Raw genomic sequence first — 25,663 nt, 5'->3', positions numbered from 1 at the left:
CCGCGGCGTCAAACCTTCATTCATGCTGAAAGGCTAGCGATGCTTGCGAAACAGCCGCTTGTTCAGCGCGACGAACCGGTCAATCGGCCACGTCCAGAAACTGCGGTCCTTGGCGCGCAGGTAGGCATACCCCAGCCAACTGGCCAGCCCCGCGCCGATCACATCGACGATCAGATCGCCCATCGTGTCCATCAGGCCGGATTTTTGCATGTTCAGGCCAAACCATTGATCCATCGCGAACTCAAAGATCTCCCAGCAGGCGCCCACCGTGACCGCCAGCGCGAATGCCACCAGACACATCGCCCAAGGCGGGGCGGCAAAGCGGTCACCCTCAAACATCATCAGCACAAAGACAAAGCCGATCAGCCCAAATCCGATGGCCGATGACCCATGTAGCGCGATGTCCCACCACCAGACCCGTTCATAAAAATCAAACGCCTCGCCCATGAAAATCGAGGCGATCACAAAAACGGTCGTTGCCGCCACAAAGGGCAGGGGCAGGGTGATGTTCAGCCGGTTGGCCAGCAGGATTGGTGCAAAAGACAGGCCCAATGTGGCCAGCGCGACAAACACCATCGACCAGCGCCCCTCAAAGGCGGCAGCAACGGCCGACAGCAGCAAAAGTGCCCAAAGGCTGCGCACCAGGATGCTTTGTTGTCGAAGCTGTTGGATCATGACTTTGCCCCTTTTTATTAAGGCGTCTGATCCCTATATGCAGGTGATGTCACAGTCTTTCAAGCACCGGCCACGCCGGATTGCCAGCTATAACATCCGCAAAGCCCGTGGCCTTGATGGGCGCCGCGATCCGGGGCGAGTGCTGGATGTGCTTAACGGGCTGGACGCGGATGTGATTGCCCTGCAAGAGGCCGATCGGCGGTTGGGTGACCGTCCTGCTGCGGTACCGCGCGATATGATTTCCCGGCATACAGATTTTGAGGTGGTGCCGCTGGCCAGCAATGATGTGAGCCTTGGTTTCCACGGCAATGCCGTGCTGGTGCGCCGTGGCTTTGGTGTGGCGCATCATGGGCAGATCACCCTGCCGGGGGCAGAGCCGCGCGGGGCCGTATCGGTCACACTGGACGACGGGCTATGCGTCATTGGCGTGCATCTGGGTCTGCTGCGCAGGTCGCGCCGTCGCCAGTTGCAGGCGATTGCCGCGCAAGTCAGCGCATCAGAAAATACAGTTGTCATCGGCGATATGAACGAATGGGCAGCGCGACGTGGGTTCGAGGCGTTGCAGGATGATTTCACCCTGCACAGCCCCGGACGCAGCTTCCATGCCGCCCGGCCTATTGCTGCACTGGACCGGGTAGCACTTGGGCACGGGTTGAACCTTGCGGACGCCGGCGTGGATGAGAGCGCGCTGGCAAGACGGGCATCAGATCATTTGCCGATTTGGGCGGATGTCTGAAAGGAGCCCATATTGCTCGAATGCTTCAACATAGGTGATGTCGGCTTCGGAGACTGCCGTGAGAAGAAGTCTAGAAGCTAGAATCCGAACTAACAAAGCTGAGTAGATGAAGTTTTGGAAATTGCATTACTCTGCGTAATCTTTACGCCACTTGACTACCTTTTAGGCAGTATAAGAAGACTTGCCATACTTATGCCAGAATTTTTAATCTACAGATTTGTCGCAGTGTTAACAATGAAAGAGTGTTATGATGACATGCTTTAAATCTAAAACTTTGGGCCGCCTCGGCCTGAAAATGGGCGTGGTGGCATCCATCCTTGCGCTCGCTACAGCGCCCCTCACCGCCCAACAGAATGCCCCTATCCAGCTAGAGTCAAATGACGGATCCATGTCCATCACCGGCCAATTGCTGAGCTTCGAGGACAATGTCTATATTGTCGAGGCAGACGGTCTGGGCACATTGCGCATCAAGGCAGGCAACGTCACTTGCACCGGCATTGTTTGCCCCCAGCGGCAAGAATACGGGCCAGAGTTCGGCATCTACGGGTCCCGCACCGTTGGCACAACACTGATCCCCAATCTGTTGCGGGGCTATGCCAGCGCTGTTGGTGCAACCTATGAAATTGTAGCAACCGACGACGCAGCGGAACGTATCGTACGCCTGACGAACGCCGACGGCACGCTACGCGCCGAAATTGACCTACAAACACGAGGTTCCGGCAGCGCATTCCCCGCGCTTGCAGAAGGCCTTGCAGCCATTGGTGTCGCTGATCGCCGGATGAAAGACAGCGATGTTGAAAAGCTGGCGGTGGCCGGTATTCCAGATCTGCGCGACACGCCGGATGAAACCGTTCTGGGCGTCGATGGCATCGTGATGATCACGCACCCCGATAACCCTGTGCGCAACCTGACATCGCTTGAAATTGCGAGAATCTGGTCGGGCGAAATCACAAACTGGCTGGAATTGGGCGGCGGCGATGTGCCAATCACCATCAACTCTTTCAGTGAAAGCTCGGGCGACCGTGCCGTCATGATGGATGCGTTGGTGCGTCCAAATGGCCGCGATGAAACAGCAAATGTGACGCGTTGGAGCGCTTATCAGGACATGGTTGATGCGGTCATGGCTGACCGCGGCGGCATCGGTTTTGTCGGCCGCTGGTTGGCGCGCACAAACGACGTCAACTTGCTGGATATTCGCGAAAGCTGTGGACTTCTGTCACCACCTACCGACTTTCGCATGAAGATCGAAGGCTACGCGCTGTCGCGCCGCCTTTATGCCTACACGGCACCGGGCACCATTCACCCCGAAGCGCAGGCTTTCCTTGACTGGACCCTGACAGGCGAAGCACAGGCCTACATCAAGGAAAGCAACTTCATCGACCGTGAGCTGGAGCGCATGCGCCTGGAAGATATGGGCATGATGCTGGTGCATACGGCCGCAGTCGAACCTGACTTTGACGGTGCACAATACTCCGACATGATGCAGCAATTGCGTGGCGCAGACCGGTTAAGCGTATCTTTCCGCTTCAACACAGGTTCCAGCATTCTGGACGTCGAATCCGAGCGTAACATCGGCGAACTGGCTGCGCGTATGGAAGCAGGTGAATTTGACGGTTTGGAAGTGTTGTTGGTTGGCTTCGCTGACTCGGTCGGTGAACGGACGCGGAATACCGCGCTGGCACAAAACCGTGCAGACGCAGTGACCCGCGTGCTGGCCCGGTCGCTATCCACACCGAATGCCCAACGCTTGCGTCCGATCAGCTATGGCGAGCTGCTGCCATTGTCATGCAACGAAGACGAAGTCGGACGTGAACGTAACCGCCGCGTCGAAGTATGGCTGCGGTTGCCAAACAGCCGGTCAGTTCTGCGGTAATCTACCCCAACAGAACACGACACAATTGAAAAAGGCGTCAGCATCCTGCTGGCGCCTTGCGTTTTTTGTCCGATACCAAGAAAAGGCGAAAGCGGACGTTACGTCAAGAACGACAGACGGCAGCTAAGTCCGCAAACCAAACATTCACCACATCTTGCGCGCACGGCGGCTCACTGCGCGAATGACCATCCGCACGCTACCCCCGCAAACAGCCTCGCAAGTATTTTGCCGCTGAACGGAAATGGCTTGGTCCTGCGGCCTCGGCCCAGCGGCCGGGGGTCCATTTATTGTTCGCCCCTTGCATCGGCCCGCCATAGAGCTGGGCATCGGATGTGCGCTGCAGAAACGCCATCAACTGATCGTAGTTTGCCTGCAACAGGGCCACGGCTTGGGGCCAGTCCATATCTGCCTGCCGCGCACGCAGATCCGCGTTATAGCGCTTGAGGTCGTTCCATTTGTACCCTTCGGCAGGGAAATAGACGGTCTTGCCCGCCAACCCATCGGCGTACCAGTCCAGATAGAGAGCGATCCAATGCGCCCTGTGCGCGATGACATCCTTGATGGATGTATCCTCTTCGCGCTTTTGCATCGCAGTCGGCGCATCAATCGACGCGGTCAGCTTTTGCAGCTTGGCGTATTCCTTTTGGGTCACAGCGATCAGTTCGGTCTTTGATGTGGCGGCCATGGCCATACTCTCCTTAATGATTGACCAACCACATCACGCCCCGCTGTCCGCGGGTTGCGAAAAATCAAATGACCTATGCCGCCCGTGCCAAGACCCAAGCCACCACTTCGGGCAGCAATTCATCCAATATCATCTGAAAACTGCGCGCGATTGTGTTAGCCTGATCATCGGCCAGCGCAACCGACTGGGCAAAGCGTCGGGTGCCCAGGACCCGCTGATCCCGGTCGCGCAACACGGTAGCCTCGAATGAGACCTGCGCCAACAAAGCACCGTCCGCCTGCCGTTCCACACCAAAGGCGTCGATCCGCGTCAGCAACACCGTATCAGGGATCGGTCCGTCGCCTTGTGCGCCCACAAAACCGATCTGATTTGCCGATGCCAGCGACCGTATCAGGACCGATTGCAACATGGCAGGCACAGCATCAGACCAGCTTGCGTCAGGCAAATAGGTTACTGTTAGCGGGTCTTGCTTGATCAAAATGCGTTCGGTGGTGATTGCGGCAGGGGCCGAAGGCGTCACCACAAGCAGGCTGCGCGATGATCGCACCGCTTGGGCCGGGACACTGACAGGTTGCAAGGCGTAGATATCGCGCAACGTGCTTGATGTGCCCAGCAGATCAAGCGCCGTGCATCCGGGTAAAGCGATCACACCCAATAACAAAAGACGACGGGACGGGGTCATGATGGCTACCTCCGATACTCAGGGACGCGGTTATCCAGAAAGAAGCCCGATGGGTCCTGTGCGATTTGGCGCAGCAGGTCGTTGAATGATCGCACGACAGTCCGCGCCTCGGCACCCAACTGCCCGAAATCGCGCATACCGGGGGTGATGGCTGCGATGGCCGCGCGGGCCTCGGCCACGCCAGAACGCAGGTCGGTCATGATCCCCGGCACATCCGTCGTAATCGCCGCTGCAGCCTCGGCCAGATCGTTCAGCGCGTCCCGCGCATCCGCCAGCGCAGGGCCCAGGTCGGTTGCCATCACCTCGTCTGCGCGGGTGAAGGCCTGATCGGCGCTGCCCAGGGTGGTGCGCAGATCGTCGGCCAGGGGGCTCACATCTTCAGTGACCAGCGTATTGATGGCTGCAATCGCATCATGCGCCTGATCAATCGTGGGGCCAAGCGTATCAATCGCTGTGTTGGCGTTTTCAAACGTCTCGGTGATCGCGGCAAAGCTTTTGTCAGCGGCAGCGAGGGTCGATTGCGTGGCCGGACCGACACCTTCAAACCCTTCGACAAAACCGGTGACCTGTGCTGTTGCCGCAAGCAATGTGTCTGATATCTCAGAAAAATCGGTCAACGCCTGATCCAACCCTGCGGTCGCATCATCGATATTCTGCAATATACTGCGCACATGATCCTGATTTTGGGGGCCTGTCAGTTCTTGCAGGTGCGCAATGATCGTCGCGGCATCCTCAAGCAGGTCTGGTGCGTCGCTCATCAAGGTTTGAAACGACGTTTGGCGCGAGGCGATGATGGGCACGCCATCGGCCTCTGGCGTCAAAAGCGCCGCACCGGGCGCACCGCCTGACAGGGCAATATAAGCTACCCCGGTCACACCTGAGGATTCCAGACGTGCCACTGTATCCACTGCAATCGGTACAGTCGCGTCAATTTCAACACTCACATAGGCTTGGCTGGGATCGTTTTCCCAGATACGGATGCCCATAACGCTACCGACATTGATCCCGTTGAACAGCACGGCAGCCGATTGGTTTAAGCCGGTGACGTTCTCAAACACCACGCCGTACCGTGTATATTGCCGGTCGACCTGTACGCTCGCCAGCCACAGAAAAAAACCCAGCCCACCCACTATTCCAAGGATGGTGAACAACCCAACTATAACGAAATGCGCGCGGGTTTCCATTAGCTTGCTTCCTTTTGGATCAGTGCAGCACGGGCACGAGGCCCTTTGAAATAGGCCTGCACCCAAGGATGATCGACCTCTAGCATCTGCGCCATCGTGCCAGTCGCCAGAACGCGGCCCTCGGCCAGCACGGCGATACGGTCACAGATCGCATGCAGGGTATCAAGATCATGGGTCACCAGAAACACGGTCAGCCCAAGAGTGCGGCGCAACTGGGCCGTCAGCGCGTCAAACTCCGCCGCACCAATCGGATCAAGACCGGCGGTTGGTTCATCCAGAAACACAATCTCGGGGTCCAACGCGATGGCCCGGGCAAAGCCCGCGCGCTTGCGCATCCCGCCTGACAGCTCTGACGGCATTTTTTGTAGGGCGTTCTCTGGCAGGCCAACCATGCGCACCTTTATCGCGGCCAGTGCGGCACGTGTCTGCGGGGAAAGGTCCAGTTGTTCACGCATCGGCGCTTCGACGTTTTGCTGCACACTCAGCGATGAAAACAGCGCCCCGTCCTGAAACATCACGCCCCAGCGACGGCGCAGGCGGCGATAATCGGCCACACCGGTATCGCGCACATTTTCACCAAACACAGTGATCTGCCCTGCGGCTGGTTTCAGCAGGCCGACAACCGCGCGCAGCAGAACGGATTTGCCGGTGCCCGAACCACCGACAATTCCGATAATCTCGCCCTTGCGCACATCCAGATCAAGCCCGTCATGAATCGTATGATTGCCAAATCGCGTCACCAGACCACGTACGCTGATAATAGGTGGTTCTGCCATGTCAGACCCCAACGATCGAAAAAAAGATCGAAAACATGGCGTCTGCTGTGATGACCAGAAAGATCGTCACGACAACCGAAGTCGAGGTTAAACGCCCCAGTGACTCCGTATCGCCACCCACTTGCATGCCTTCAAAACAACCCACGATCCCGATGATCAGCGCAAAAAACGGGGCCTTGATCATACCAACGCCAAAGTGCCAGACATCCGTATTGCTGAGCAACCGTGCCTGAAATACGCCCGGCGCGACGCCCAATTCGATCCACGACATCACCATGCCACCAAAAAGCCCCGCGAAATTGGCGATGACGCCCAGCACGGGCAACATCACGATCAGGGCGATCACACGCGGGGCGACCAAAACCTCAATCGGATCAATGCCCAGCGTGCGCATCGCATCAATCTCTTCGCGCATTTTCATTGCGCCAATGGCGGCTGTAAACGCAGAGCCAGAGCGGCCCGCGACGATGATCGCCGTCAGCAGGATACCCAACTCGCGCAGGATCGAAATGGCAATCAGATCGACAACGAACACCTCGGCCCCGAACTGGCGCAGTTGCGCGGCCCCTTGAAACGCGAGCACCACGCCAATCAAAAATGCCATCAAGGCCACGATAGGCACAGCACTCAGTCCGACCTGCTGCATATGGTGAACAATGGCCGTGCCTCTGATCCGTGTGGGCCGCAGGATCAAGCCGACAATTGTTGCGACCACCCGGCCCAGAAAGGCCACCATCGACAAGGCCGTCTGCATAGCCGACACAGTGGCACGCCCGATGTTTTCCAATCGATCCACAATTGTGAGGCGCGGCAGCTTTGGCGCGTCGCCTTCGGGCATGTTCTGCCGTAGGGTGCTGATCATATCTAATTGCGATGCGTTGGCCCCGGTGATCACCGGCGAAACACCCGCCCTTTGCAAGCGGCGTTCCAGCGTTACCACCGCCCAAGCCGCGGCAGTATCAAATTGCCCGACACCACTCAGATCAATGGTGTCGCCTGCACTCTGGCGCAGATCAAGGCTCTCGATGGTGCTAATCAAGAGGTCGCCTTTCAGCGCCAAAACACCCTCTGAAAGGGTGATTTGCGGCGGTGTCTTTTGATCGCGGAGAAGTAAGGCGCTTGCATTCATTTCAATACCTTATGCCCGCAATCTGCGACATATGTTGATCAAGGTCAAATCCAACGGCCTTGATATACATCAATTGAGCGGGCCTACGCGCAGTTAGGTTTTCGAACATCCACACCACCAAAAGAGGTCCGTCATGAAGAGAATTATTCCCCTATTCGCCATCTTGATATTGGCGGGCTGCGCCACTGAGGGGACATATCCCATATCAGGCGAAGAATGCGGACCCGATGATCCGGTTCTGACACTTGATGCGGCTGATTGCACCGTGCTGCCACTCTAGGCCGGCGCTCATGCAACCTGCATCCTTGATCGCTTTGGGCGCGCTGTTTCTGGGTGGTCTGGCGGCTGATCTGATGTCTCGTAAAACAGGGTTCCCACGGGTGACCCTGTTTTTGTTCATTGGTCTTGCGGCAGGCGGGGCCGGGTTTGACGTGATCCCGGCGGATTTGCATGCGTGGTACGACATGTTGTCGGTGATTGCGCTGACGATGGTGGCCTTCCTGCTGGGCGGGGCAATGCACCGCAAGGACCTGCGCGCGAACGGCAAAAAAATCATCCTGATCTCGCTTGCGGTGATCGCGGTGACGATCCTGCTGATCAGCGTCAGCCTTGTGGCAATCGGCCTGCCGCTGGGGCTGGCCTTGTTATTGGCGGCGATTGCCACAGCAACGGATCCGGCGGCGACCAATGATGTGATCCGGCAATCAGGGATCAACAACAGCTTTGGCCGCACGCTGAAAGGGATCGTGGCTATTGATGATGTCTGGGGGCTGCTGGTGTTCAGTGTCGTACTCGTGATCGTGGCGCAGTTAGAGGGGCATCAGGATATCGCCGGGCTATCGCTTGCCGCATGGGAAATTCTTGGTGCCATTGCACTGGGGCTGCTGATCGGGGCGCCTGCGGCCTTGCTGACAGGGCGCCTGCGCGACGGCGAACCCTTGCAGATCGAGGCGCTGGCGTTGGTTTTCCTCAGTGCGGGGCTGTCGCTCTGGCTGGAGGTGTCATTTTTGATCACCGGCATGGTGGTTGGGGCGGTCATCGTCAATCTGGCCGCCCATCACACCAAGGCGTTCCATGAAATCGAACATATCCAATGGCCGTTTGTTGTGTTGTTTTTCATCCTCGCAGGCGGTGCGCTGGACCTTGCCGTCGCGACCACCCTAGGTGCAATTGGTCTGGGCTTTATCGTCCTGCGGATCGTCGCGCGAATTCTTGGCGGCTGGCTTGGCGCGCGCATCGCCCGCGTCCCGCAACAAGAAGCGCGCTGGTATGGGGTCGCGCTTTTGCCGCAGGCGGGTGTGGCGATTGGGATGGCCCTGATCGCAGCACAAAGATTTCCAGACTGGGGCTCCCAGATCATCGCGCTGACAATCGGCACCACAGTAGTGTTCGAGGTTCTGGGGCCACTTGCCACGGCCTATGCGATCAAACGGACTACGCAGGGTAAGTAGCGTGGAACACGCCTACCACACCTTGCGCCGGTTGCTCTGGTCGGTGTCATGCAGATGCCCAATCAGATTGGCCAGCGTGACAACCCCCAACAGTTTGTGATCCTGCACTACAAGAAACTTGCGCGTGCCGGTCTCAGCGATACGCTTTAGCAGCGCGTCAATCGGCATATCCGGCGGGATCGTGGCCGCCACATCAAGCCCCGCAAACACGTCCCCGACACGCGTACTGGTCCAATTGTCACGATCAATCGCCGACAACACATCCTTATCAATCTGCCCGATCAGCACACCATCGGCCACAACAGGCGCAAAACTGACCCGTTCCGCCAACATCACCTGATTGACGAACGCTGATAGGGTTAACTCAGGCGAGGCGATAACCGGATCACGGATCATCAAGGCGCGCACGGTCTTGCCTTCAAAGGTGCTTTGCATCAGCTGGTTTTGAAACGCCGACTTGGCGGCGGCCAACACGAAAAACCCGATCAGGATATACCAAAGGCCCGCTGTCACAGCCCCCTGAAACAGCGCCAACACACCCAAGATCATCAGCGCATATCCAAAAACCGTTCCCGACTGCGCAGCAATCCGGGTGGCACGCAACACATCGCCGTGGCGGTTCCACAGATAGGCCCGCAGCACGCGTCCGCCATCCAGCGGAAAGGCCGGGACCATATTGAACACGGCAATGATCATGTTGATCATCGCCAGATAGACCAGCACGATCGTCAGGGCAGGGGCGCCCAAGGTCAGCTCGGACAACCAACTGACGGTCCAGAACACGACGGCAAGGCAAACGCTCATTGCGGGCCCGGCCAGCGCAACCCATAACTCGGCCTTGGCAGTTGGCACCTCACTCTCCAGTTCCGCCACGCCACCGAACAAAAACAGCGTAATCCCCTTGATCCGCACGCCATAGCGGCGGGCCACCACCGAATGCGCGATCTCGTGTAACAAAAGCGAAGCAAAAAACCCCAGCATCGCAATGACAGCAAGCGTGACATAGGCAGCCATCGTCTGACCGGGCAAGGTCAGGGGGAAATACTGGGTCGATAGCGTCCAGGTGATCAAACCGGCAATCAGGAACCAACTGGGATCGAGCTTGATATCAAATCCACCCAGTCGAAACAACTTGATCGCGTTTGAGAACATCATGACACCGCCTTTGTGCGTAAAATAGCACCGACTGACAGACACTTGATTGAGCAATGTCAAAATGCTGCCCGCATCTGTCGGTCAGGCAAGGCGCATGACTATGCCCGCCACATCCTTGACCAGCAGCCTGTTGATCTTTGCGCTTTGCGCGGGCGTCGTGTGGTTTTCCGGGGCGCGGCTGGCCTATCTGGCGGACACTTTGTCGGACCGCTTCAAACTGGCAAAATCGTTGGTGGGTCTGTTGCTGCTCTCTTTGGCGACATCGTTGCCCGAAGTGGCCACAACCCTGTCAGCGGCGATCAATCAGGCGCAAAATCTGGTGCTGAACAACCTGTTTGGCGGTATCGCCTTGCAAACAGCCATTCTGGGGATAGCAGATTTCTGGGCGCGGGGCGCGATTACAAATTATCCGCGCAAAGCCAATCACGCGCTTGAGGCGACGTTGCTGGTGCTTTTGCTGGCAATCACACTGATCATCACCACCACCGGCGAAACAGTCGTGGTGTTTCAAATCGGTGCAGGCAGCGTGTTTATCGCGCTCACCTACGCCGGCACGATCTGGATTCTGCGCCGCTATGACGGGTCGAGCGACTGGATCCCGGTTGATCTGCCCGACACCCAAGACCGCCCGTTTCTGGCCACCGCAGACGATGACAAGACGACAAACCATGCGCTGATCCTGCAATCGGTCGTGGCCTGTCTTGCGATCCTTGTCTTTGGGCTGCTGCTTGTTCTCTTTGCAGAACGCATCGCAGTGCAATCAGGGCTGGGCACCAGTTTCATCGGCGTGACACTGCTGGCCGCCGCGACATCCCTGCCCGAACTGACCACCAGCATCACCGCAGCCCGGCTGGGTGCCTACACGATGGCGATCTCGAACATCTTCGGCAGCAACCTGATCATGCTGGTCTTGGTCTTCCCCGCCGACATCCTTTATCGCGGCGGCCCGATCCTGCAAGGGGCGTCCACGACAGTCAGCCTTGCGCTGTCCTTCGGGATAGTGGTGACGGCGATCTATCTGACAGGCCTGATCGTGCGGCGCAAACCCAAGGTAGGGGTGCTTGGGCTGGATTCGGTACTGGTGATAGTCACCTTCGGAGCGAGTCTGCTGGCGTATTATTATGTGCGCTAGCGTGCCGGACAAACACCAGATTGAGATACAGCAATGGTGGCGCCCCGCTACACGTTATTCACGATCCGATCACCCTGCGCATCAAACAAAACGACCTTGTCATCATCAAAATCAAGGCTGATTGGCGCATCCAGATCAAATTCCCACTGCCCGACCAGCCGCACGGTCAGCTGGTGCGTATCACCCAGATCGACAATCACATGGGTGTCGGTGCCAAGACGCTCATAATGCAGAACCTTGCCCTGCAACCTGCCATCCTCAACCACCCGCAGATGCTCTGGCCGGACCCCGACACTGGCAGCACCGGCCCCCGGCAACAGGTCGCCACCCAAGAAGTTTATCGCAGGAGAACCAATAAAACCTGCCACAAAGCGATTCACAGGGTTGTTGTATAGTTCCAGCGGCTGGCCGACCTGCTCAATCCGGCCAGCGCGCATAACGACGATGCGGTCAGCCAGGGTCATCGCTTCGGTCTGGTCGTGGGTGACATAAAGGATTGGCGTTTTCAGGGTGCGGTGCAGTTCTGCAATCTCGATCCGCGTGTTCATGCGCAGGCCCGCATCAAGGTTCGACAAGGGTTCATCAAACAAAAACATGCGCGGTTGGCGCACCAGCGCACGGCCCAAGGCGACCCGCTGGCGCTGCCCACCAGAAAGTTCTGACGGCTTGCGATCAAGATAGTCCGCCAGCGATAAAATATTGGCGACATCCGTGATCCGCTGCCGAATTTCATCGCGGCTCAGATGCGCCAGCTCCAATGCAAATTCAAGGTTCTTGAACACTGTCAGATGCGGGTAAAGGGCGTAAGACTGAAATACCATCGCAACGCCCCGCTGGGCCGGGGACATCTCGGTTACGACCTCTTCGAACAGTTCGATCTGGCCATCGTCAGGCATCTCCAGCCCGGCAACCACACGTAATAAAGTCGTCTTGCCACAGCCCGAAGGGCCAACGATGACGATAAATTCGCCATCCTCAATGGTCAGGCTCACATCACATAAAACATGGTTGTCACCATAGGATTTCTGAACCTCTGTCAGGCGCAACGCAATCATGAGAATTGCACCTGCTTGCGCATGGCCGGATCGTTACTGCGCAACATAGCCGCCATCAGTCGGAACAGCAGTGCCACCTGCCTTTTCGATCATAGCGACAGTCTGTGCCTGATCATCGTTGATATCTGACACTGCAACATGCGCGCCTTCTGCAACGAAAGTCAGCCCAGTTTGACCGGCAAGTAATCCCATTTTACATTTCCTCCAAAAAACTGCCTTGCTTTGAGAAAGCTTGCACGGCGCATCTGAAAGGGATTGAGCGATATCAATCGGGTGATGGATGCAGATGAATGATCGTTTTTCGGCATCCCGCTGCCTATCTTCGCCAAAGGTGAGGCCGGAGCTACCTCAAAACCGAGGACTTATAATATTACATAAACTTCATTATGCGAAGTGTAGGTCGGGGTGGGGTACATTCGAAGTGCATATTCCGCATTAAAACAGGATGTTTTTATTATACCACATCGGCCCCCACCACACACAGCGGACATTGACAACATGCGTGTCGAAGGTCCGCCTTGCGGGACGAAGCAGCCGTCACGCTCTTTGCAGGTGAACGGCTGCTTTGCTCAAAGACCCAATTCTTCCGCTATGATGTCGATGATTGCGGTATGCACCGCCGCCCGATCAGTTCCGTCAGGGTCGGTACATACCGGGTCGTCATTCTCTTCCTCTAGGATTTCTTCGGCAGCGGGTTTGCACAACGGCATGGCAGTAAAGTGAAAGCTTGGATCAAAGCGCGTAAAACGGGCATTGGGTAACAGGTCAGTCAATCCGCTTTCGTCAAAGTTTGTGGCACGCATCCGATCAAGAGGGCCGCCAAAACCGATCATATGCACGTTCGGCGAAAGGCCGGCCACATTAGCTGCCGTCAGCCCCCAGACAAATCCCGGGTCAATCGCCGTTACATGTGTGATCCGCGCATCCGCATAACTTTCATTCCAGACATCGGGATCAATCCCTGGCATGTTAACGCCCTCGGACATAAGCATGGCGCAGGCCTCCATTTCATCTAGTCTTTCCCTGCAAGTCTCAATTATCCCTGCGTGGTTCCCAGTCAATCCACCCATCGAAAGCGCAGTCCACCCACCATAGGAAAACCCTGCCGCCATGATCCGCGACGTATCAACGTGATCCACGAACGCGGGGTCAGCCAATAAGACATCAAGTGCGATCGACATATCAGCAACCCGTGTCCAGTGATTTACCCCCTTGGACATGTCGAAATCACCCCAAGTCGAGTTTGGGTGATTTACCGACACAACAATCGCCCCGCGTTCCGCAAGACCAGATGCAAGCCAAGCCTGCGCCCGCGTGGTCCCCCCCATGCCATGGCTGAACATGACGATCGGGTGGGTGCCGACATGTACTTCTGCGTCAACGGCAGCTTCGACTCCGTGAAAAACAGGGTTTTCAGCGACGACCGCCAGATCGCCGCCGCCGCCGTTGGGGTACCAGATCGATATACCCGCCTGACTGTTATGGTGGGGCATTTCGATTTCAGCCGTCCTGACGCCAGCGGGGTCAGCCATCACAGAAGAAGCCGCGCCCATCAGTGCCATAGTAATTACGAAATTTTTCATAAGGTTTCTCCAGTTCTAAGGTTACGTCCCAAATCATGGAGGACGCGACGACTGGTTGGCGTCCTTGAACCGGTTTTAGGTCGTCAAGATCCGGTTTTAGGACTAGCAATGCAGCATTGATCACAAAGTAGTCGTCCCATGCCAAGCCTGCCCATCCCCGTATTCGCATCTGCTGTCTTGATGTTTCTGTTCCTTAGGTTGTGGGTCACACGCGGTAAGCTAAGCCCCATTGCAATCTTGCTGGCAGTTTGCGCGTTGCAGACAGGGATTTTGGCGCTTGCTCAGCACTATCTGGTTCCTGGTATGCGGATGGTTCAGCCGATCACTGCGACACTTATCCCTCCCGCTGCATGGTGCGCGTTTCAGTGGACCGCAGTGCGCCCCGTCAGAAACTCAGACCTGCTTCACCTCTTGGCGCCAATAACTGCGGTTGCAGCGCTGATCACCGCACCCAATTTTCTAGATATCTTCGTGCCGAGTGCTTTTGCCATCTACGGTTTCGCAATCCTCATTGTGTCGCACAAAGGTCCAGACGCACAACCGCGCGCCTTTCTGGTGGATGGCAATCTGCCCTCGCGTATCTGGCATGTGATCGGAGCGGCGCTAGTCGTCTCAGCGCTCAGTGATATAATGATTGTAGCCGCAATCGCATCGGGCTTTGGACACCTTCAACCTTGGATTATCAGTCTTTTTTCTATCGGAAACTTATTGTTGATCGGAATCATCAGCCTCTCGAGCCATCTGCAAGCAGAAGACACGAGCGAAGAAGAGCCGCTACGCACCAGTACTGAAGCCGAGCAACACGTATGGCAGCGTGTTCAGGCCTACATGGCGGATCATCGCCCCTATCTTGACCCTGATCTGACGCTGGCACGATTGTCGCGCAAACTTGGCGTACCTGCCAAGACCCTGTCCACGATAATCAATCAAGAAACCGGGGAAAATGTATCGCGCTACGTAAACGATGCAAGGATCGCCGCAGCGCAAAAGGCTTTGATCGACGGAGCGACTGTTACCGCTGCGATGCTGTCTTCTGGATTCAACACAAAATCCAATTTTAACCGTGAATTCTTACGCATCACCGGTACCAATCCAAGCAAGTGGTTGGCAAATGTGATGTCATCGAAAGCAGACATTAGCGGCATTGCAGAAGATCAGTAAAATGGGCTCCTCGCCGCCATTTGCACCCCACCTCTCCAATGATCGCATAGAAATTGGCGGTTGGGTGTCACCAAACCGGCGCTTACCTTAATTTCCAACTCCATGAGTGTTATTCAGCATGAAGGTATCATGACCAAGCGCACCTAAAACCCTCGTTTTTGGCACGCCGCTACACACCGCGTATGACGCAGCCACAAACCCCGTTCAAAACTAAAGCAGTTGTTGAAGGTTTCAGCATATACTGTGAAAGCTGCCCTTCGCGGCATTGCAGGATTTCGGTAACGTCACACCGGAAAGCCTTCACAGGATGGGTTCAGAAATAACATAGTTTACCAATCAGTTGGCCCCTTTTTGTAGAATGCACGATCAGAGAATTCACCACCATGGAGTTCTTCGACGATGTTTTTGAGATCAGGCACTGGTTCCGAGGCGTTTTCTAAGCTCAATAACTTGCGCCACGGCTCTGTTGCCGCACGGCCGATGATAGACGCATTGTCACACATAAAGCAGACCGCTGCGAACCAATCCAATTGGCCGTTTTTCATGGTGGCGATGCCATGATGCGGCGTGTGGCATCGCGCTTGTTCAGTACCAACAATATCATTCCAGGTTTCTGCAAGGATTAATTCTTTGTCGCGTGGAACCTTGACCCCAACTAGCTGCGTGTTTCCGTTGGAAACGTCGATGACCTGAGGGCAGTCGCAGACGTCTGTCGCATCGGTTTGGGCGCGTAACGTATCATTTATAAGGGTCAAGCATTGCTCGGTTTTCATACCAGAGACGCTAACACCTTTCATTGAGAACACGTATATCGCGTCATATGAATGGTTGTGTCTGCCCCAAATTCTAAGCACCATGTCGCCGTCCCTCGTTCGTTGCTACAAGATGGGCGACACCTAGCCTAGATGCGTTCAATCGCCAACGCGATGCCTTATCGCGAGAGATACCGGAAACCCAACGGTTAGATGATTGCGTTGAAAGCATGCGGGTGTGTTTGCGTCAAAACAGTCACGCGCGTGGAGCGCAGCATCTGGAACTCTGGGCTCAGCCCTGTCATTCGCTACGTTTTGCATGAACGTCAGGTGTCCGTTTATGATCCCTTATGTGACATCATTACCGTAATAGCTATATGAGACATCAAAACCGCAGGTTTTGGCAGCCCGATAGACAAAAACCGTACTGAACGGTGAGCGACCCCTGACGGACAGGTTGTTCCCGAATGGCTTGGCAAGGGATCTGCCCCGCCCTCTCTGCCGCAATAGAAACTAAACTTGTTGAATTCACTCACACGGGAGTTTCGATAAATTGCGAAACTCACACCACATTACCCCACCACAAGTGAATAACTTGTGCTGCGCCCGCCGGCCTCGTTCTTCGTCAACGTGCCCATTTCGATCAGTCCGGTGATGTCGCGATAGGCTGTATCCTGTGAGCACTTTGCAATTTTGGCATATTTCGTGGTTGTCAGCTTGCCCTCAAACCCGTCCAAAAGCCGGTTGAGCATGTCACGCTGCCGGGCGTTCAGCGTCATATCACCATGCAGTTCCCAGAACCGGGCTTTCTTGAAGACGTTGGCCAAAATCTCCTCTGCCCCATCAAAGGCGCGGTCCAGACAGTCCAGAAACCAGATCAACCATGGCGTGATATCAGGCCCGCCCTTTTGGGTGCTTTCAAGGATTTCATAGTAGACTTTTCGTTCCGCCCTGATCTGGGTCGACATACTATAGAACCGTTGCGAGCTGTCCTCTGATCGCGTGAGCGCCATATCTGCAATGGCCCGCGCGATCCGCCCATTGCCATCCTCAAACGGGTGAATCGTGACAAACCATAGATGCGCAATCGCCGCCTTGATCACAGGGTCAGTGTCGGGCGCGCGATCAAGCCACTTCAGAAACCGGTCCATCTCGGCATCCAGCCTGTCAGCAGCGGGTGCTTCAAAATGCACCCGCTCGCGCCCGTAGGGTCCGGACACAACCTGCATCGGCCCAGGTCGCCAGTGGCCAACGGTGATCTTTGTCATGCCGCTGCGTCCGGTGGGAAACATCGCCGCGTGCCAACCGAACAGGCGATCAGGGTCAAGTACCTTTTGATAGTTCTGGGTGGCATCCAGCATCATCTCGACAATGCCATCGACATGCCGGTCCGCGGGGGCCAGCGCCCCGATATCAATGCCCAACCGCTGCGCAATGGATGAGCGTACCTGATTGCGGTTCAGGCTTTCGCCCTCAATCTCACTGGTTTTGACAACATCACTTGTCAGCGTGCGCAACATCGCCTCGTTGCGCAGATCAAAGCCAAGCCCCTCCATCCGGCCCAAAAGCCTACCTTGCCTGTGACGGACAGCAGCCAGTTTGGACGACAACGCCGCGTTGTCCCATATGAAATCCGGCCAGTCATCGCGTTCATGAATGTAAGTCATAATATCCGCACATGTTGCGGATATTATGACACGCAAACTCCGCAAGGGCAAGATAATATCCGCAAAATATGCGGAGAAAGCTAGATCTATTCTCAGCAAAGCCTATTTTGAGGGCTCCATCAAAAGCAAGCCAAACCAACCCGCGTTCCGGGCTTTGTCTTCTTTGTCGGCAAAGCCAGCGGTGTCATCCCAAAAGCTTCAGTTGCCAAAAGCACAAAGCCGCCTGGCGTAAGGACTGTACGGCGGAAGTCCGATTTCCCGCCGTTTAAGTCTAACAGGAACCCGCGCGGAGACCAAGGACGAGCAGTATTGGACGCGTATCTTTTATAAAGTTGGCACCACCCATGGCGGCGCACCTTCGGCCTTTGGCGTGAACCATATCACCGGCCATATCAAAGCCTACCCGGCGGAAACACCGACAGACCTTTCGGGCCGCAACGCGCCCTCACCACCGTCCGAAGGTGGGGCTGATGCTACCACCGGCCCACAGACAGGGAATACAGGTGGGGCACGTCCCGATTTCGGGAAATATGTGCGCTGTGTTGCAGGCAACGAGATCGGTGCGAACGATTTTGCCGATAATGGCGATGGGACGGTCACCGATGCGGCCACGGGCCTGATGTGGAGCCAGGCAGACGCAGGCCAAGACATGGATTGGGAAGCCGCACTTGCCTATGCTGTTGAAATGAACGAGTCCGCCTATTTGGGTCATACAGATTGGCGCGTTCCAAATATCCGTGAGCTGCAGAGCATCGCAGATTATTCAGGTGTCTTTCCTGCCATTGACCATGAGGTCTTCACATGGACAGAGGCCGACCGTTACTATTGGTCATCGACATCGGGCTATTTCAACACCGCAGAGCCGGAGCATTATTATGCTTGGTATGTGGCGTTTGGCTATGCGCCGGGTGTTGATGGTGAGGATATTCACGGCGCCGGTGCGGTGCGGTTCATCGGCAAGGCAGAAAGCTCTCCGGCAGCAGAAGGTGACTATCGGCCTTTGAATGCTGTGCGTTTGGTACGCGACGCAGAGTGATTTCATTGCCAAAAGCTTGCAAAGCGGTTCCTGCAAAGGCTTTCATAAACCATAAGCAGACCCCGCACACGGCCCTCCCGACAGGGTGGGCCGTCTTGATCGCGAATAAAGGTCAGGCGCTGATCCGCATCTCATCGCGCGTGGCTGCGCCGGCCCAATCCACCAGTCCGGCGGGCACCTCGCGCAGCGCGGAAAACAGCGGCCGCCCGGCAAGATCTTCAAGAATCATCGCACTGCGCCATGCTGTCAGACTTAGCTGAGGGTCACCAATCCCATGTGATCGTCGCCCGTGATTGAGCCCATAGATCGGTGCATCCTGCGGCCCATCCCAGACAGCGCGATAGGCATGCGCCAGCTTCAATTCACCAGCCGGTCCACGCTCTAACCGCGGCGCGAGCGGGGCCAGACATTCGGGCAAAACGGTGCGAAAGCCGGTCGCGAGGATCACAACATCTGCGTGTATGACCTCCATCTCGTCTGCGGCACTGCGCGCCGTCAATGCAAAGGCAGGGCCGTTCTTGCGTAGCCCCGTCATTGTCCGGCCAGGGCGCAACGTGACGCCGCCCCTGCCCTCCAGATGCTGCCTGCGATAGATCATCTGGTAAACGGCGTCAGCGGTTTCCGGTGTCAGACCATCACTGCTTAGCTTTTGATCCGCCAAAATCTGCGTCTGCACGTCCAGCGGCAAGGCGCGATACGTTTCGCCGTAGCCGGGCGTATATATCTGGTCGATCAACCCACCTTCCTGCAAGTGCCAGAATGCGCTGCGACGGCTAAGCCAGGTCAACTCGGCAGGGCCGTCCCGCTTGCCCAGCAAATCCAATACGATTTCTGCCCCGGTCTGCCCACCACCAATCACGGCCACACGACGGCCTGCGACCGCAGGCGCGCGGTTCAGATAGGAAATACCGTGAAAGCAATCAGGCCCAACGGGCGTCCCCTCGGGGACATAGGGCACCGGCCCGGTGCCGACTGAAATTGCGCGGGCCGAGGTGATTTCACCGTTGTCCCCCCACAAACGAAAGCTTTGCCCATCATGATCCACTTCGCGGATATTTGCATCGAACTGACAGGCAGGCAGACCATGCGCCACCCATGCCATATATTGCGTGAATTCCTGTCGCGACACAGTGTCAAACCGTGCGGCCATGAAATCGTAAAAGCGTTGATGCGAGACAAGGAAATTCAGAAAACTCCACTCATTGGTGGGTTGGACCGGTGTCACCATATCCTTGAGGTAAGACGTCTGCATCGTGCTGTCCGCAAACGCCAGACCGGGATGCCATGAAAAGGCGGGTTTGCGTTCAAAGAACGCGCAGCACAACCCTGATACCCCATCGGCAAGTGCTGCAAGGCTTAGGTTAAACGGGCCAATGCCGATGCCCGCAAGATCGGTGATGTTTGTGTCGTGTGCCATATCAGGTCCTTTGGATTTGAGGGGGGAAGATTGCCAGAACAGCCCCGCACAGACCGGCAATGACAAAAGGTGCCGCAGACGACAGCGTCAGAAACGCAGACCCCAAACCAACACCAATCGCCAGTGACGCGATCTGAACAGCTCCATTCCAACCGGCGACCTGAAGCTGGGCAAAATCCTTGCGGGTCATGATGTCGGATAGGTTGAGTGTAAACAGAACGGCAGTACTCCCGCCGATGACAAAACTTATGACAATGAAAGCCGCCGGATGGGCCACAATGGTCATGAACGCACCAGCCAGAAGCAGGCCAAGACCAGCAAGGCGCGCAACCTGTCCGGCGGCCCGCGGTACAATAAGGCGCAGCGCAAGGAAAAGCCCCAGATTTGCCGCTGCCAGACATAGGCCCGCATACCCCGCAATCGCTTCGGGTGATAGCGAAAGCCGGGCCATCATCGCAGGTGCCAGACCTATCTGAGAGGCCCCAACCGCAATCTGCGTCAGGGCCGTGACACGAAACGCAGCAATATCTGGCGGGCGGGCCGTGGCCCGCAAGCGGGGGGGTGTCGCGTTGCGGATCCGAAAGAGACTTAGCAAGGCACCAATCGCGCCCGGCACCAGTGGTGCCAGAGGTGATAACAGCACAAGCAACCCCACAGAAAGTGATGCCCCAATGCGGCCCAAACTGCCCATTGATTGCACTTTGGCCAATGTTTTAAGGCTATCAGGGGCTTCAAAGCTCGCCTGTTGTGCCGCCATCAGCAGGCAAGACACCGATAGGCCCTGAACACCACGGATGACAATCAAAACCGTCAGGATAAGCCCCGAACTGATGCCAGAGGCCACTCCGCCCAACAGCCCGAAAAGCGCCAGATTGGCCATCAGCAGCCCGCAAAGCGCGCCTACGATCACCACCCGTCCCCCCAGCAAACCGGCGAAAGGCGGGCCAAATGCGCTCATCAATAATCCGGCGGCGATGGCAATCCCGATCTGGCTTTCTGATAGCCCAAGAAGCTGCGCCAGAACCGATACCATAGCGATAAATGCGGTCTGCTGAAACGCATGACCGGCAAGAATAGGCCCAAAAAGAAATGCGGGTGACATGATGGTATTGCGATTCCTGACTAAAATACTCAGTAATTAATGTAAGTCGATTCGTAAACGCAATAGGCAGTCATCAGCGGAAGGACGCGCATCATCCCATGGTTGAAATCACTCCGGCAGATTTGCCAGCCCTCGATGCCTTTTTGAACAGCGCCATGCGTGAAGAACGCCTGCTGAATGCGCGCATTTTGAATGGGCAGCTGCGTTTCCTGGACAGCAGCGGAAGAACAGTATCGGTGGGGCTGCATGCCACATCATCGCTGCGGTTCCTATGCGACGGACGGATCACCCGGTCACAAAACGGACAGGCCCGGGCCATCAGCACAAAAACACTGTTATCCGAACTTTCGGCAGATGGCGGGCCGACGTTTCAATCCCGCGTCCTCGACAGCCTCGCCGCCATTCGCGCAGCACCTCACAGCCAAGGACGCGCATCGGACTGGTCGTTTATTGATGCCGAACAAGCCTTAAAGGCCGGGCACCCGTTCCACCCAAATCCGCGCAGCCGTGATGAGATGACGACCGCAGATGCACGCATCTATGCGCCCGAACAGGAAAACCGTTTTCGATTAACGTGGATAGCAGCCCGGCCCGATGCACTGGTCCTCAGCGACGATGCCGCGGCTTTGTTTGGTCAACTCGCCCAGGCCGACCACATCACCGCAGACGACGGATTTATCCCCTTACCTTGGCACCCATGGCAAGGGGAACGCCTGCTTGCCTCACCCGACATGCAACGTCTGATCAGCAATGATCAGTTGCGCCCACTTGGCAAGGGCGGCGGTGATTGGGCGGCCACGTCATCCATGCGTTGCGTGCACGCTTGGCACGTTCCATTCATGGTCAAAACCTCGCTCAGCCTGCGTTTGACCAATTCAACGCGCCACCTTTCCCTCAAAGAGGTCAAGCGCGGTCTGCATGTCTCCGATCTGCTCGCCTCGGATATCGGGCATCAGATCCGCACCGCCTTCCCAACGTTGCATATCATGGGAGAGCCCGGTTTTGCCGCTCTGCGCGGCCCATCCGGTGAACCTATGGAAGAAACCGTGACTGTCCTGCGGGACAACCCCTTCCGCGACCCGGATCGGCCGGGACCCGTCCTGCTGGCGGCCCTTTGCGAGGCACAGCCCAACGGATATTCCGCTTTGGGCGCGTTGATCACCGCAATCGGACCGGATGCTGCACCCACATGGTTCAGCCGCTTTCTGGACAACGTTATTTGGCCCTTGCTGGAACTGCGCGCCCGCCATGGCCTGCTTTTTGGCGCACATCAGCAAAACCTGATGGTCGGGCTGTCTGACGGATGGCCGGTGGCGGCATGGGTGCGCGACTGTCAGGGCACAGGCCATCTGAGCAGCTTTCACGACAGTCTGACGCACGCCTGCCCCGGCATTGGCGAAGGGACCGAAAACATCGTCGATGCCGAATTGGGCGATGGGCTGGTGGTCTATTACGTCGTGATCAACAGCGTGATGAACACGCTGGCCACGCTGGTGCTGGATGGTTTGGCGACAGAGGCGGATTTGCTGACCATCTGGCGCAGCTTTCTGACCCGCGCGCGCAATACGACACCCGGCGATGACACGCTCTATACCCGCCTGCTCGACCGGCGCACGCTGACCTGCAAGGGCAATTTCGCCACCAGCCAAAGCGGCGTCAACGAAGCGGACGGCGACGCGCGCGGCCAGCTTGCCGCATTCTTCGAACTGCCCAACCCAATCAAAGAGGCCCTTATCGCATGACCCTACAACATTCCGCACGCACCGCATCAGACCAACCATCTATCGCCGACAGCCGGGCCTTTGCCCGCTGGGTCGATGCATGCTTTGCCAAGGACCCCAATTTAAGCGTCTTGGACATTGCGGCAGATGATATGCCAAAGACCCGCCTGCCCGGCTATATGATGCAGGCTGACGGCAAAGCACGCATCCACAGGTCTGGCTTTCTGCAGGCACCCGATCTTTGGCTGCAACACCCACCGATGCAACGGCAATGCGCGGGTCTGGTCGCGGGACCGGACAACCGCGATCACCCCTTGCGTCCGCCAAACCCAGATGGGGTGGTCTATGAACGGTATTTTACCGATGCGGATGTCACTGTGTCCTTCTCATCGGTCGATATCGACCGCGACCTTGATGTGTTCCACCGCTGGCAAAACGACCCCCGTGTCGCCTTTTTCTGGGAAGAGGACAAATCCAAGGACGCGCTTCGCAGCTTTCTCGAAGACCGGCTATCGGACCCGCATAACTTTTCGGTCATTGGCAGCTATGATGGACAACAGGTGGGGTACTTTGAGATATACTGGGCTCGTGAAGACCGGCTGGGTGCCTATTACGATGCGGGGCCTTGGGACCGTGGATGGCACGGCCTTATCGGCGAAACGGCCGCCTTGGGGCGGCGGCGCACATCGGCCTGGATCCGGGCGCTGACCCACTATATTTTCCTCGATTGCCCAATGACCGATCTGATCGTGGGCGAACCACGCGTCGATAACGCCAAGCTGCTGCGCTATGCCGATGCCTTGGCCTATCGCAAAATCAAGGAATTCGACTTTCCTCACAAACGCTCTGCCCTGATGCATTGTGACCGCGACGCGTTTTTCACAAAGGTTGCATTATGAGCGCCCCTTTTGATCACGCCCGGCGTCGGCTTTTGGCCAAGATGCTGAGCGAGTTGACATGGGAAGAGGTGTTGCACCCTGAGGGCACGGATCACTATCGGTTGCCTCTCGCTTCTGGCCCAACCTATCGCTTTCGGGCCATGCGCGGGATCTGGGACAATCTCGACATCGATCCGGGCAGTCTTAGCCTTGATAACAGCGCGCACCCCTGCCCGCTGCAGTTTGCGGTTAATGCACAGACAGAGCTTGGCATGACACCAGCCACCCATGCGACCTTTCTGCGGGAATTGTCCAATACGTTGCGCCAAGACATTGAATTGCTGCGGCTTTATGGCAGTGCGACAGCAGATGAGATGATCCACTGGCCCACCACCAAACTCCACGCCGCCTTGAACGGACATCCCAAGGCAGTCGCGAACAAAGGACGGCTTGGCTGGGGTAGTGCTGATCTGGACGCCTATGCACCGGAATACGCACGCCCCATTCAACTGTCTTGGCTGGCCATACATCGCAACCTGTTGCGCAGCGGTCGATCAGACAGCATGGATAACACTGCTCTGTTGGATCGGGCCATCGGCGCAAAGCCAGCCGAAACGCTGCGCCAAAAAGCCGGCGCCGCCGGTGCCCGCCCTGAAGATCACGTGCTGATGCCCGTTCATCCCTGGCAGATGCAGGCCCATCTGGCGCAGGCATTCACAGTCGAACTTTCCCAAAACCAAATCATCGATCTTGGCCTGCATGGCCCGGATTTCGTGGCGACCCCCAGCATCCGCACACTCACCCCTGCGACGGGTGGCCCGTTTGATGTGAAGCTTTCGCTTGGTATTTTGAACACATCCGCATGGCGGGGCATGCCGGGTAAATATATTGAACATGGCGGCGCGATCTCAGATTGGCTCACCGGCCTGGTGAACGACGACCCGGTTTTGAAACCATGCGTCACGGTCTTGCGCGAGGTCGCAGGGGATTGGGTGCGCCATCCGTTGATTGCCGCATGTCCCGATGCCCCTTATCGCCATCATGAACTGCTTGGCGCGCTCTGGCGCGAAAATGCAGATCACCGGGCTGGGCCGGGTCAACGGGCGGTGATGGCCAGCGCGCTTTTCCACGAAGGGGCCTGCGGGACCCCGTTGGCGGTAGCCTATGCAAACAAAGCGGGTATGCCGATAGATACGTGGCTTGCGGCGCTGTTTGAAGTTACGGTCGTGCCACTATGGCATATGCTGTGTCGTTACGGGGTGGGTTTCATCGCACATGGCCAAAACATCACCGTTATTTTGGAAAACAATATGCCTGTCGGCATGGCCGTAAAGGACTTTCAGGGTGATCTGGATCTTGTGGATCAGGACTTTCCCGAAATGGCAGATCTTGATCCTGCCATCCGTGCGCTGCTGCCACGCAAGCCGCCAGCCTATATCGTTCATGACATCCAGACCGCCCATTTCATCACCGTCTTGCGGTTCCTCTCTGCAGCACTCAGCCGATCAGGTGCGCTGGCAGAAGATCGTTTTTACGCCCTGCTGGCCAAAACGCTGCGCACCTATGCCACCGCCCATCCGGAACTGGCAGACCGACAGCAGATGTTCGACCTGTTCGCGCCCCTGATGCCGAAAGTCTGCATCAACCGCGTGCGCTTTGCGATTGGCTATGAAGACAGTGCCGAACGCCCGCTTCCTGCGCGTGGAACGGATTTGACCAACCCGCTTTGGACCATGCCAGACGGACCAATCGTCAGCACGTCGAACCGCTATGCCCGCACAGCGCAAACCACTGATATATCGTGAAAACGGCG

Annotated in this window: 24 protein-coding genes; 10 read left to right on the top strand and 14 right to left on the bottom strand. The window is 56.9% G+C overall.

From position 1 onward, the window contains the following. Window positions 1-33: 33 nt before the first annotated feature. Window positions 34-675: a DUF2238 domain-containing protein gene (locus BC777_RS18885; protein ID WP_100369781.1), complete on the bottom strand. Its 642-nt coding sequence runs from the start codon at window positions 673-675 to the stop codon at window positions 34-36. On the opposite strand from BC777_RS18885, the gene BC777_RS18880 reads away from it, so the two are divergent. Both BC777_RS18880 and BC777_RS18875 read left to right on the top strand, forming a co-directional pair. Beyond that, window positions 674-1,411: an endonuclease/exonuclease/phosphatase family protein gene (locus BC777_RS18880; RefSeq protein ID WP_245834501.1), complete on the top strand. Its 738-nt coding sequence runs from the start codon at window positions 674-676 to the stop codon at window positions 1,409-1,411. The two genes, BC777_RS18885 and BC777_RS18880, sit on opposite strands and share 2 nt — an antisense overlap. Window positions 1,412-1,799: 388 nt before the next feature. Then, the gene (locus BC777_RS18875; protein WP_168769232.1) at window positions 1,800-3,284 is read left to right on the top strand and encodes a phosphate ABC transporter substrate-binding/OmpA family protein; all 1,485 of its coding nucleotides are present in this window, start codon (window positions 1,800-1,802) and stop codon (window positions 3,282-3,284) included. A 196-nt stretch (window positions 3,285-3,480) separates the two neighbouring features. On the opposite strand, the gene BC777_RS18870 is transcribed toward BC777_RS18875, so the two are convergent. From BC777_RS18870 to BC777_RS18850, 5 genes are all read right to left on the bottom strand, one after another. Beyond that, window positions 3,481-3,969, bottom strand: coding sequence for a ClbS/DfsB family four-helix bundle protein (locus BC777_RS18870; protein ID WP_100369779.1), 489 nt, complete (start codon window positions 3,967-3,969; stop codon window positions 3,481-3,483). 73 nt (window positions 3,970-4,042) lie between these two features. After that, the gene (locus BC777_RS18865) at window positions 4,043-4,651 is read right to left on the bottom strand and encodes an ABC-type transport auxiliary lipoprotein family protein (RefSeq protein WP_100369778.1); all 609 of its coding nucleotides are present in this window, start codon (window positions 4,649-4,651) and stop codon (window positions 4,043-4,045) included. Between the two features lie 5 nt (window positions 4,652-4,656). Beyond that, the gene (locus BC777_RS18860; protein ID WP_100369777.1) at window positions 4,657-5,835 is read right to left on the bottom strand and encodes an MlaD family protein; all 1,179 of its coding nucleotides are present in this window, start codon (window positions 5,833-5,835) and stop codon (window positions 4,657-4,659) included. Further along, on the bottom strand, window positions 5,835-6,611 hold the full coding sequence (locus BC777_RS18855) for an ABC transporter ATP-binding protein (RefSeq protein ID WP_100369776.1): 777 nt from the start codon (window positions 6,609-6,611) through the stop codon (window positions 5,835-5,837). The genes BC777_RS18860 and BC777_RS18855 overlap by 1 nt, the downstream gene beginning before the upstream one ends. Window position 6,612: 1 nt before the next feature. Further along, complete coding sequence (locus BC777_RS18850; protein ID WP_100369775.1) at window positions 6,613-7,740, bottom strand: ABC transporter permease; 1,128 nt, start codon at window positions 7,738-7,740, stop codon at window positions 6,613-6,615. A 133-nt stretch (window positions 7,741-7,873) separates the two neighbouring features. Here BC777_RS18850 and BC777_RS19430 point away from each other — a divergent pair, with 133 nt between their 5' ends. Further along, window positions 7,874-8,020, top strand: coding sequence for a YajG family lipoprotein (locus tag BC777_RS19430; RefSeq protein WP_168769231.1), 147 nt, complete (start codon window positions 7,874-7,876; stop codon window positions 8,018-8,020). A 10-nt stretch (window positions 8,021-8,030) separates the two neighbouring features. Then, window positions 8,031-9,191 (top strand): cation:proton antiporter, encoded by a 1,161-nt coding sequence (locus tag BC777_RS18845; RefSeq protein WP_100369774.1) that lies wholly within the window; start codon window positions 8,031-8,033, stop codon window positions 9,189-9,191. Window positions 9,192-9,203: 12 nt separating this feature from the next. Here BC777_RS18845 and BC777_RS18840 read toward each other — a convergent pair whose 3' ends face one another. Then, the gene (locus tag BC777_RS18840) at window positions 9,204-10,346 is read right to left on the bottom strand and encodes a site-2 protease family protein (protein ID WP_245834499.1); all 1,143 of its coding nucleotides are present in this window, start codon (window positions 10,344-10,346) and stop codon (window positions 9,204-9,206) included. 100 nt (window positions 10,347-10,446) lie between these two features. Between BC777_RS18840 and BC777_RS18835 the strand changes: the two genes are divergently transcribed. Beyond that, the gene (locus BC777_RS18835; RefSeq protein ID WP_168769230.1) at window positions 10,447-11,478 is read left to right on the top strand and encodes a sodium:calcium antiporter; all 1,032 of its coding nucleotides are present in this window, start codon (window positions 10,447-10,449) and stop codon (window positions 11,476-11,478) included. Window positions 11,479-11,525: 47 nt separating this feature from the next. On the opposite strand, the gene BC777_RS18830 is transcribed toward BC777_RS18835, so the two are convergent. From BC777_RS18830 to BC777_RS18825, 3 genes are all read right to left on the bottom strand, one after another. Next, a complete protein-coding gene (locus BC777_RS18830) occupies window positions 11,526-12,533 on the bottom strand; it encodes an ABC transporter ATP-binding protein (RefSeq protein ID WP_100369772.1) in 1,008 nt (335 codons plus the stop codon). A gap of 33 nt (window positions 12,534-12,566) precedes the next feature. Further along, window positions 12,567-12,725 carry a hypothetical protein gene (locus tag BC777_RS19425; protein ID WP_168769229.1) on the bottom strand — a complete coding sequence of 53 codons (159 nt, stop codon included), beginning with the start codon at window positions 12,723-12,725 and terminating at the stop codon, window positions 12,567-12,569. A gap of 377 nt (window positions 12,726-13,102) precedes the next feature. Next, entirely contained in the window at window positions 13,103-14,116 is a 1,014-nt protein-coding gene (locus BC777_RS18825) for an alpha/beta hydrolase family protein (RefSeq protein ID WP_133122599.1), read from the bottom strand. A gap of 471 nt (window positions 14,117-14,587) precedes the next feature. On the opposite strand from BC777_RS18825, the gene BC777_RS18820 reads away from it, so the two are divergent. Then, window positions 14,588-15,277, top strand: a complete 690-nt coding sequence (locus BC777_RS18820; protein ID WP_168769228.1) for a helix-turn-helix domain-containing protein — start codon at window positions 14,588-14,590, stop codon at window positions 15,275-15,277. A 329-nt stretch (window positions 15,278-15,606) separates the two neighbouring features. On the opposite strand, the gene BC777_RS18815 is transcribed toward BC777_RS18820, so the two are convergent. Then, complete coding sequence (locus BC777_RS18815; protein WP_168769227.1) at window positions 15,607-16,134, bottom strand: hypothetical protein; 528 nt, start codon at window positions 16,132-16,134, stop codon at window positions 15,607-15,609. Window positions 16,135-16,601: 467 nt separating this feature from the next. Then, window positions 16,602-17,696, bottom strand: coding sequence for a Fic family protein (locus tag BC777_RS18810; RefSeq protein ID WP_100369768.1), 1,095 nt, complete (start codon window positions 17,694-17,696; stop codon window positions 16,602-16,604). A 370-nt stretch (window positions 17,697-18,066) separates the two neighbouring features. Here BC777_RS18810 and BC777_RS18800 point away from each other — a divergent pair, with 370 nt between their 5' ends. Then, entirely contained in the window at window positions 18,067-18,732 is a 666-nt protein-coding gene (locus BC777_RS18800; RefSeq protein WP_100369766.1) for an Lcl C-terminal domain-containing protein, read from the top strand. A gap of 112 nt (window positions 18,733-18,844) precedes the next feature. On the opposite strand, the gene BC777_RS18795 is transcribed toward BC777_RS18800, so the two are convergent. Together BC777_RS18795 and BC777_RS18790 are read right to left on the bottom strand one after the other, a co-directional pair. Then, window positions 18,845-20,149: a lysine N(6)-hydroxylase/L-ornithine N(5)-oxygenase family protein gene (locus tag BC777_RS18795; protein WP_100369765.1), complete on the bottom strand. Its 1,305-nt coding sequence runs from the start codon at window positions 20,147-20,149 to the stop codon at window positions 18,845-18,847. A 1-nt stretch (window position 20,150) separates the two neighbouring features. Continuing rightward, complete coding sequence (locus BC777_RS18790) at window positions 20,151-21,251, bottom strand: hypothetical protein (RefSeq protein ID WP_100369764.1); 1,101 nt, start codon at window positions 21,249-21,251, stop codon at window positions 20,151-20,153. Window positions 21,252-21,349: 98 nt separating this feature from the next. Here BC777_RS18790 and BC777_RS18785 point away from each other — a divergent pair, with 98 nt between their 5' ends. The 3 genes from BC777_RS18785 to BC777_RS18775 are packed head-to-tail and all read left to right on the top strand — an operon-like array spanning window position 21,350 to window position 25,655. Next, window positions 21,350-22,993, top strand: coding sequence for an IucA/IucC family protein (locus tag BC777_RS18785; protein WP_100369763.1), 1,644 nt, complete (start codon window positions 21,350-21,352; stop codon window positions 22,991-22,993). After that, a complete protein-coding gene (locus BC777_RS18780) occupies window positions 22,990-23,871 on the top strand; it encodes a GNAT family N-acetyltransferase (protein ID WP_100369762.1) in 882 nt (293 codons plus the stop codon). The genes BC777_RS18785 and BC777_RS18780 overlap by 4 nt, the downstream gene beginning before the upstream one ends. Next, window positions 23,868-25,655 carry an IucA/IucC family protein gene (locus tag BC777_RS18775; protein ID WP_100369761.1) on the top strand — a complete coding sequence of 596 codons (1,788 nt, stop codon included), beginning with the start codon at window positions 23,868-23,870 and terminating at the stop codon, window positions 25,653-25,655. The genes BC777_RS18780 and BC777_RS18775 overlap by 4 nt, the downstream gene beginning before the upstream one ends. Window positions 25,656-25,663: the final 8 nt, after the last annotated feature.

Origin of the sequence: Yoonia maricola, assembly GCF_002797915.1 — a bacterium.
Taxonomy (GTDB): domain Bacteria; phylum Pseudomonadota; class Alphaproteobacteria; order Rhodobacterales; family Rhodobacteraceae; genus Yoonia; species Yoonia maricola.
The sequence above is the reverse complement of the archived record's forward strand: the minus strand, read 5'-3'. Positions and strand labels throughout refer to the sequence as shown.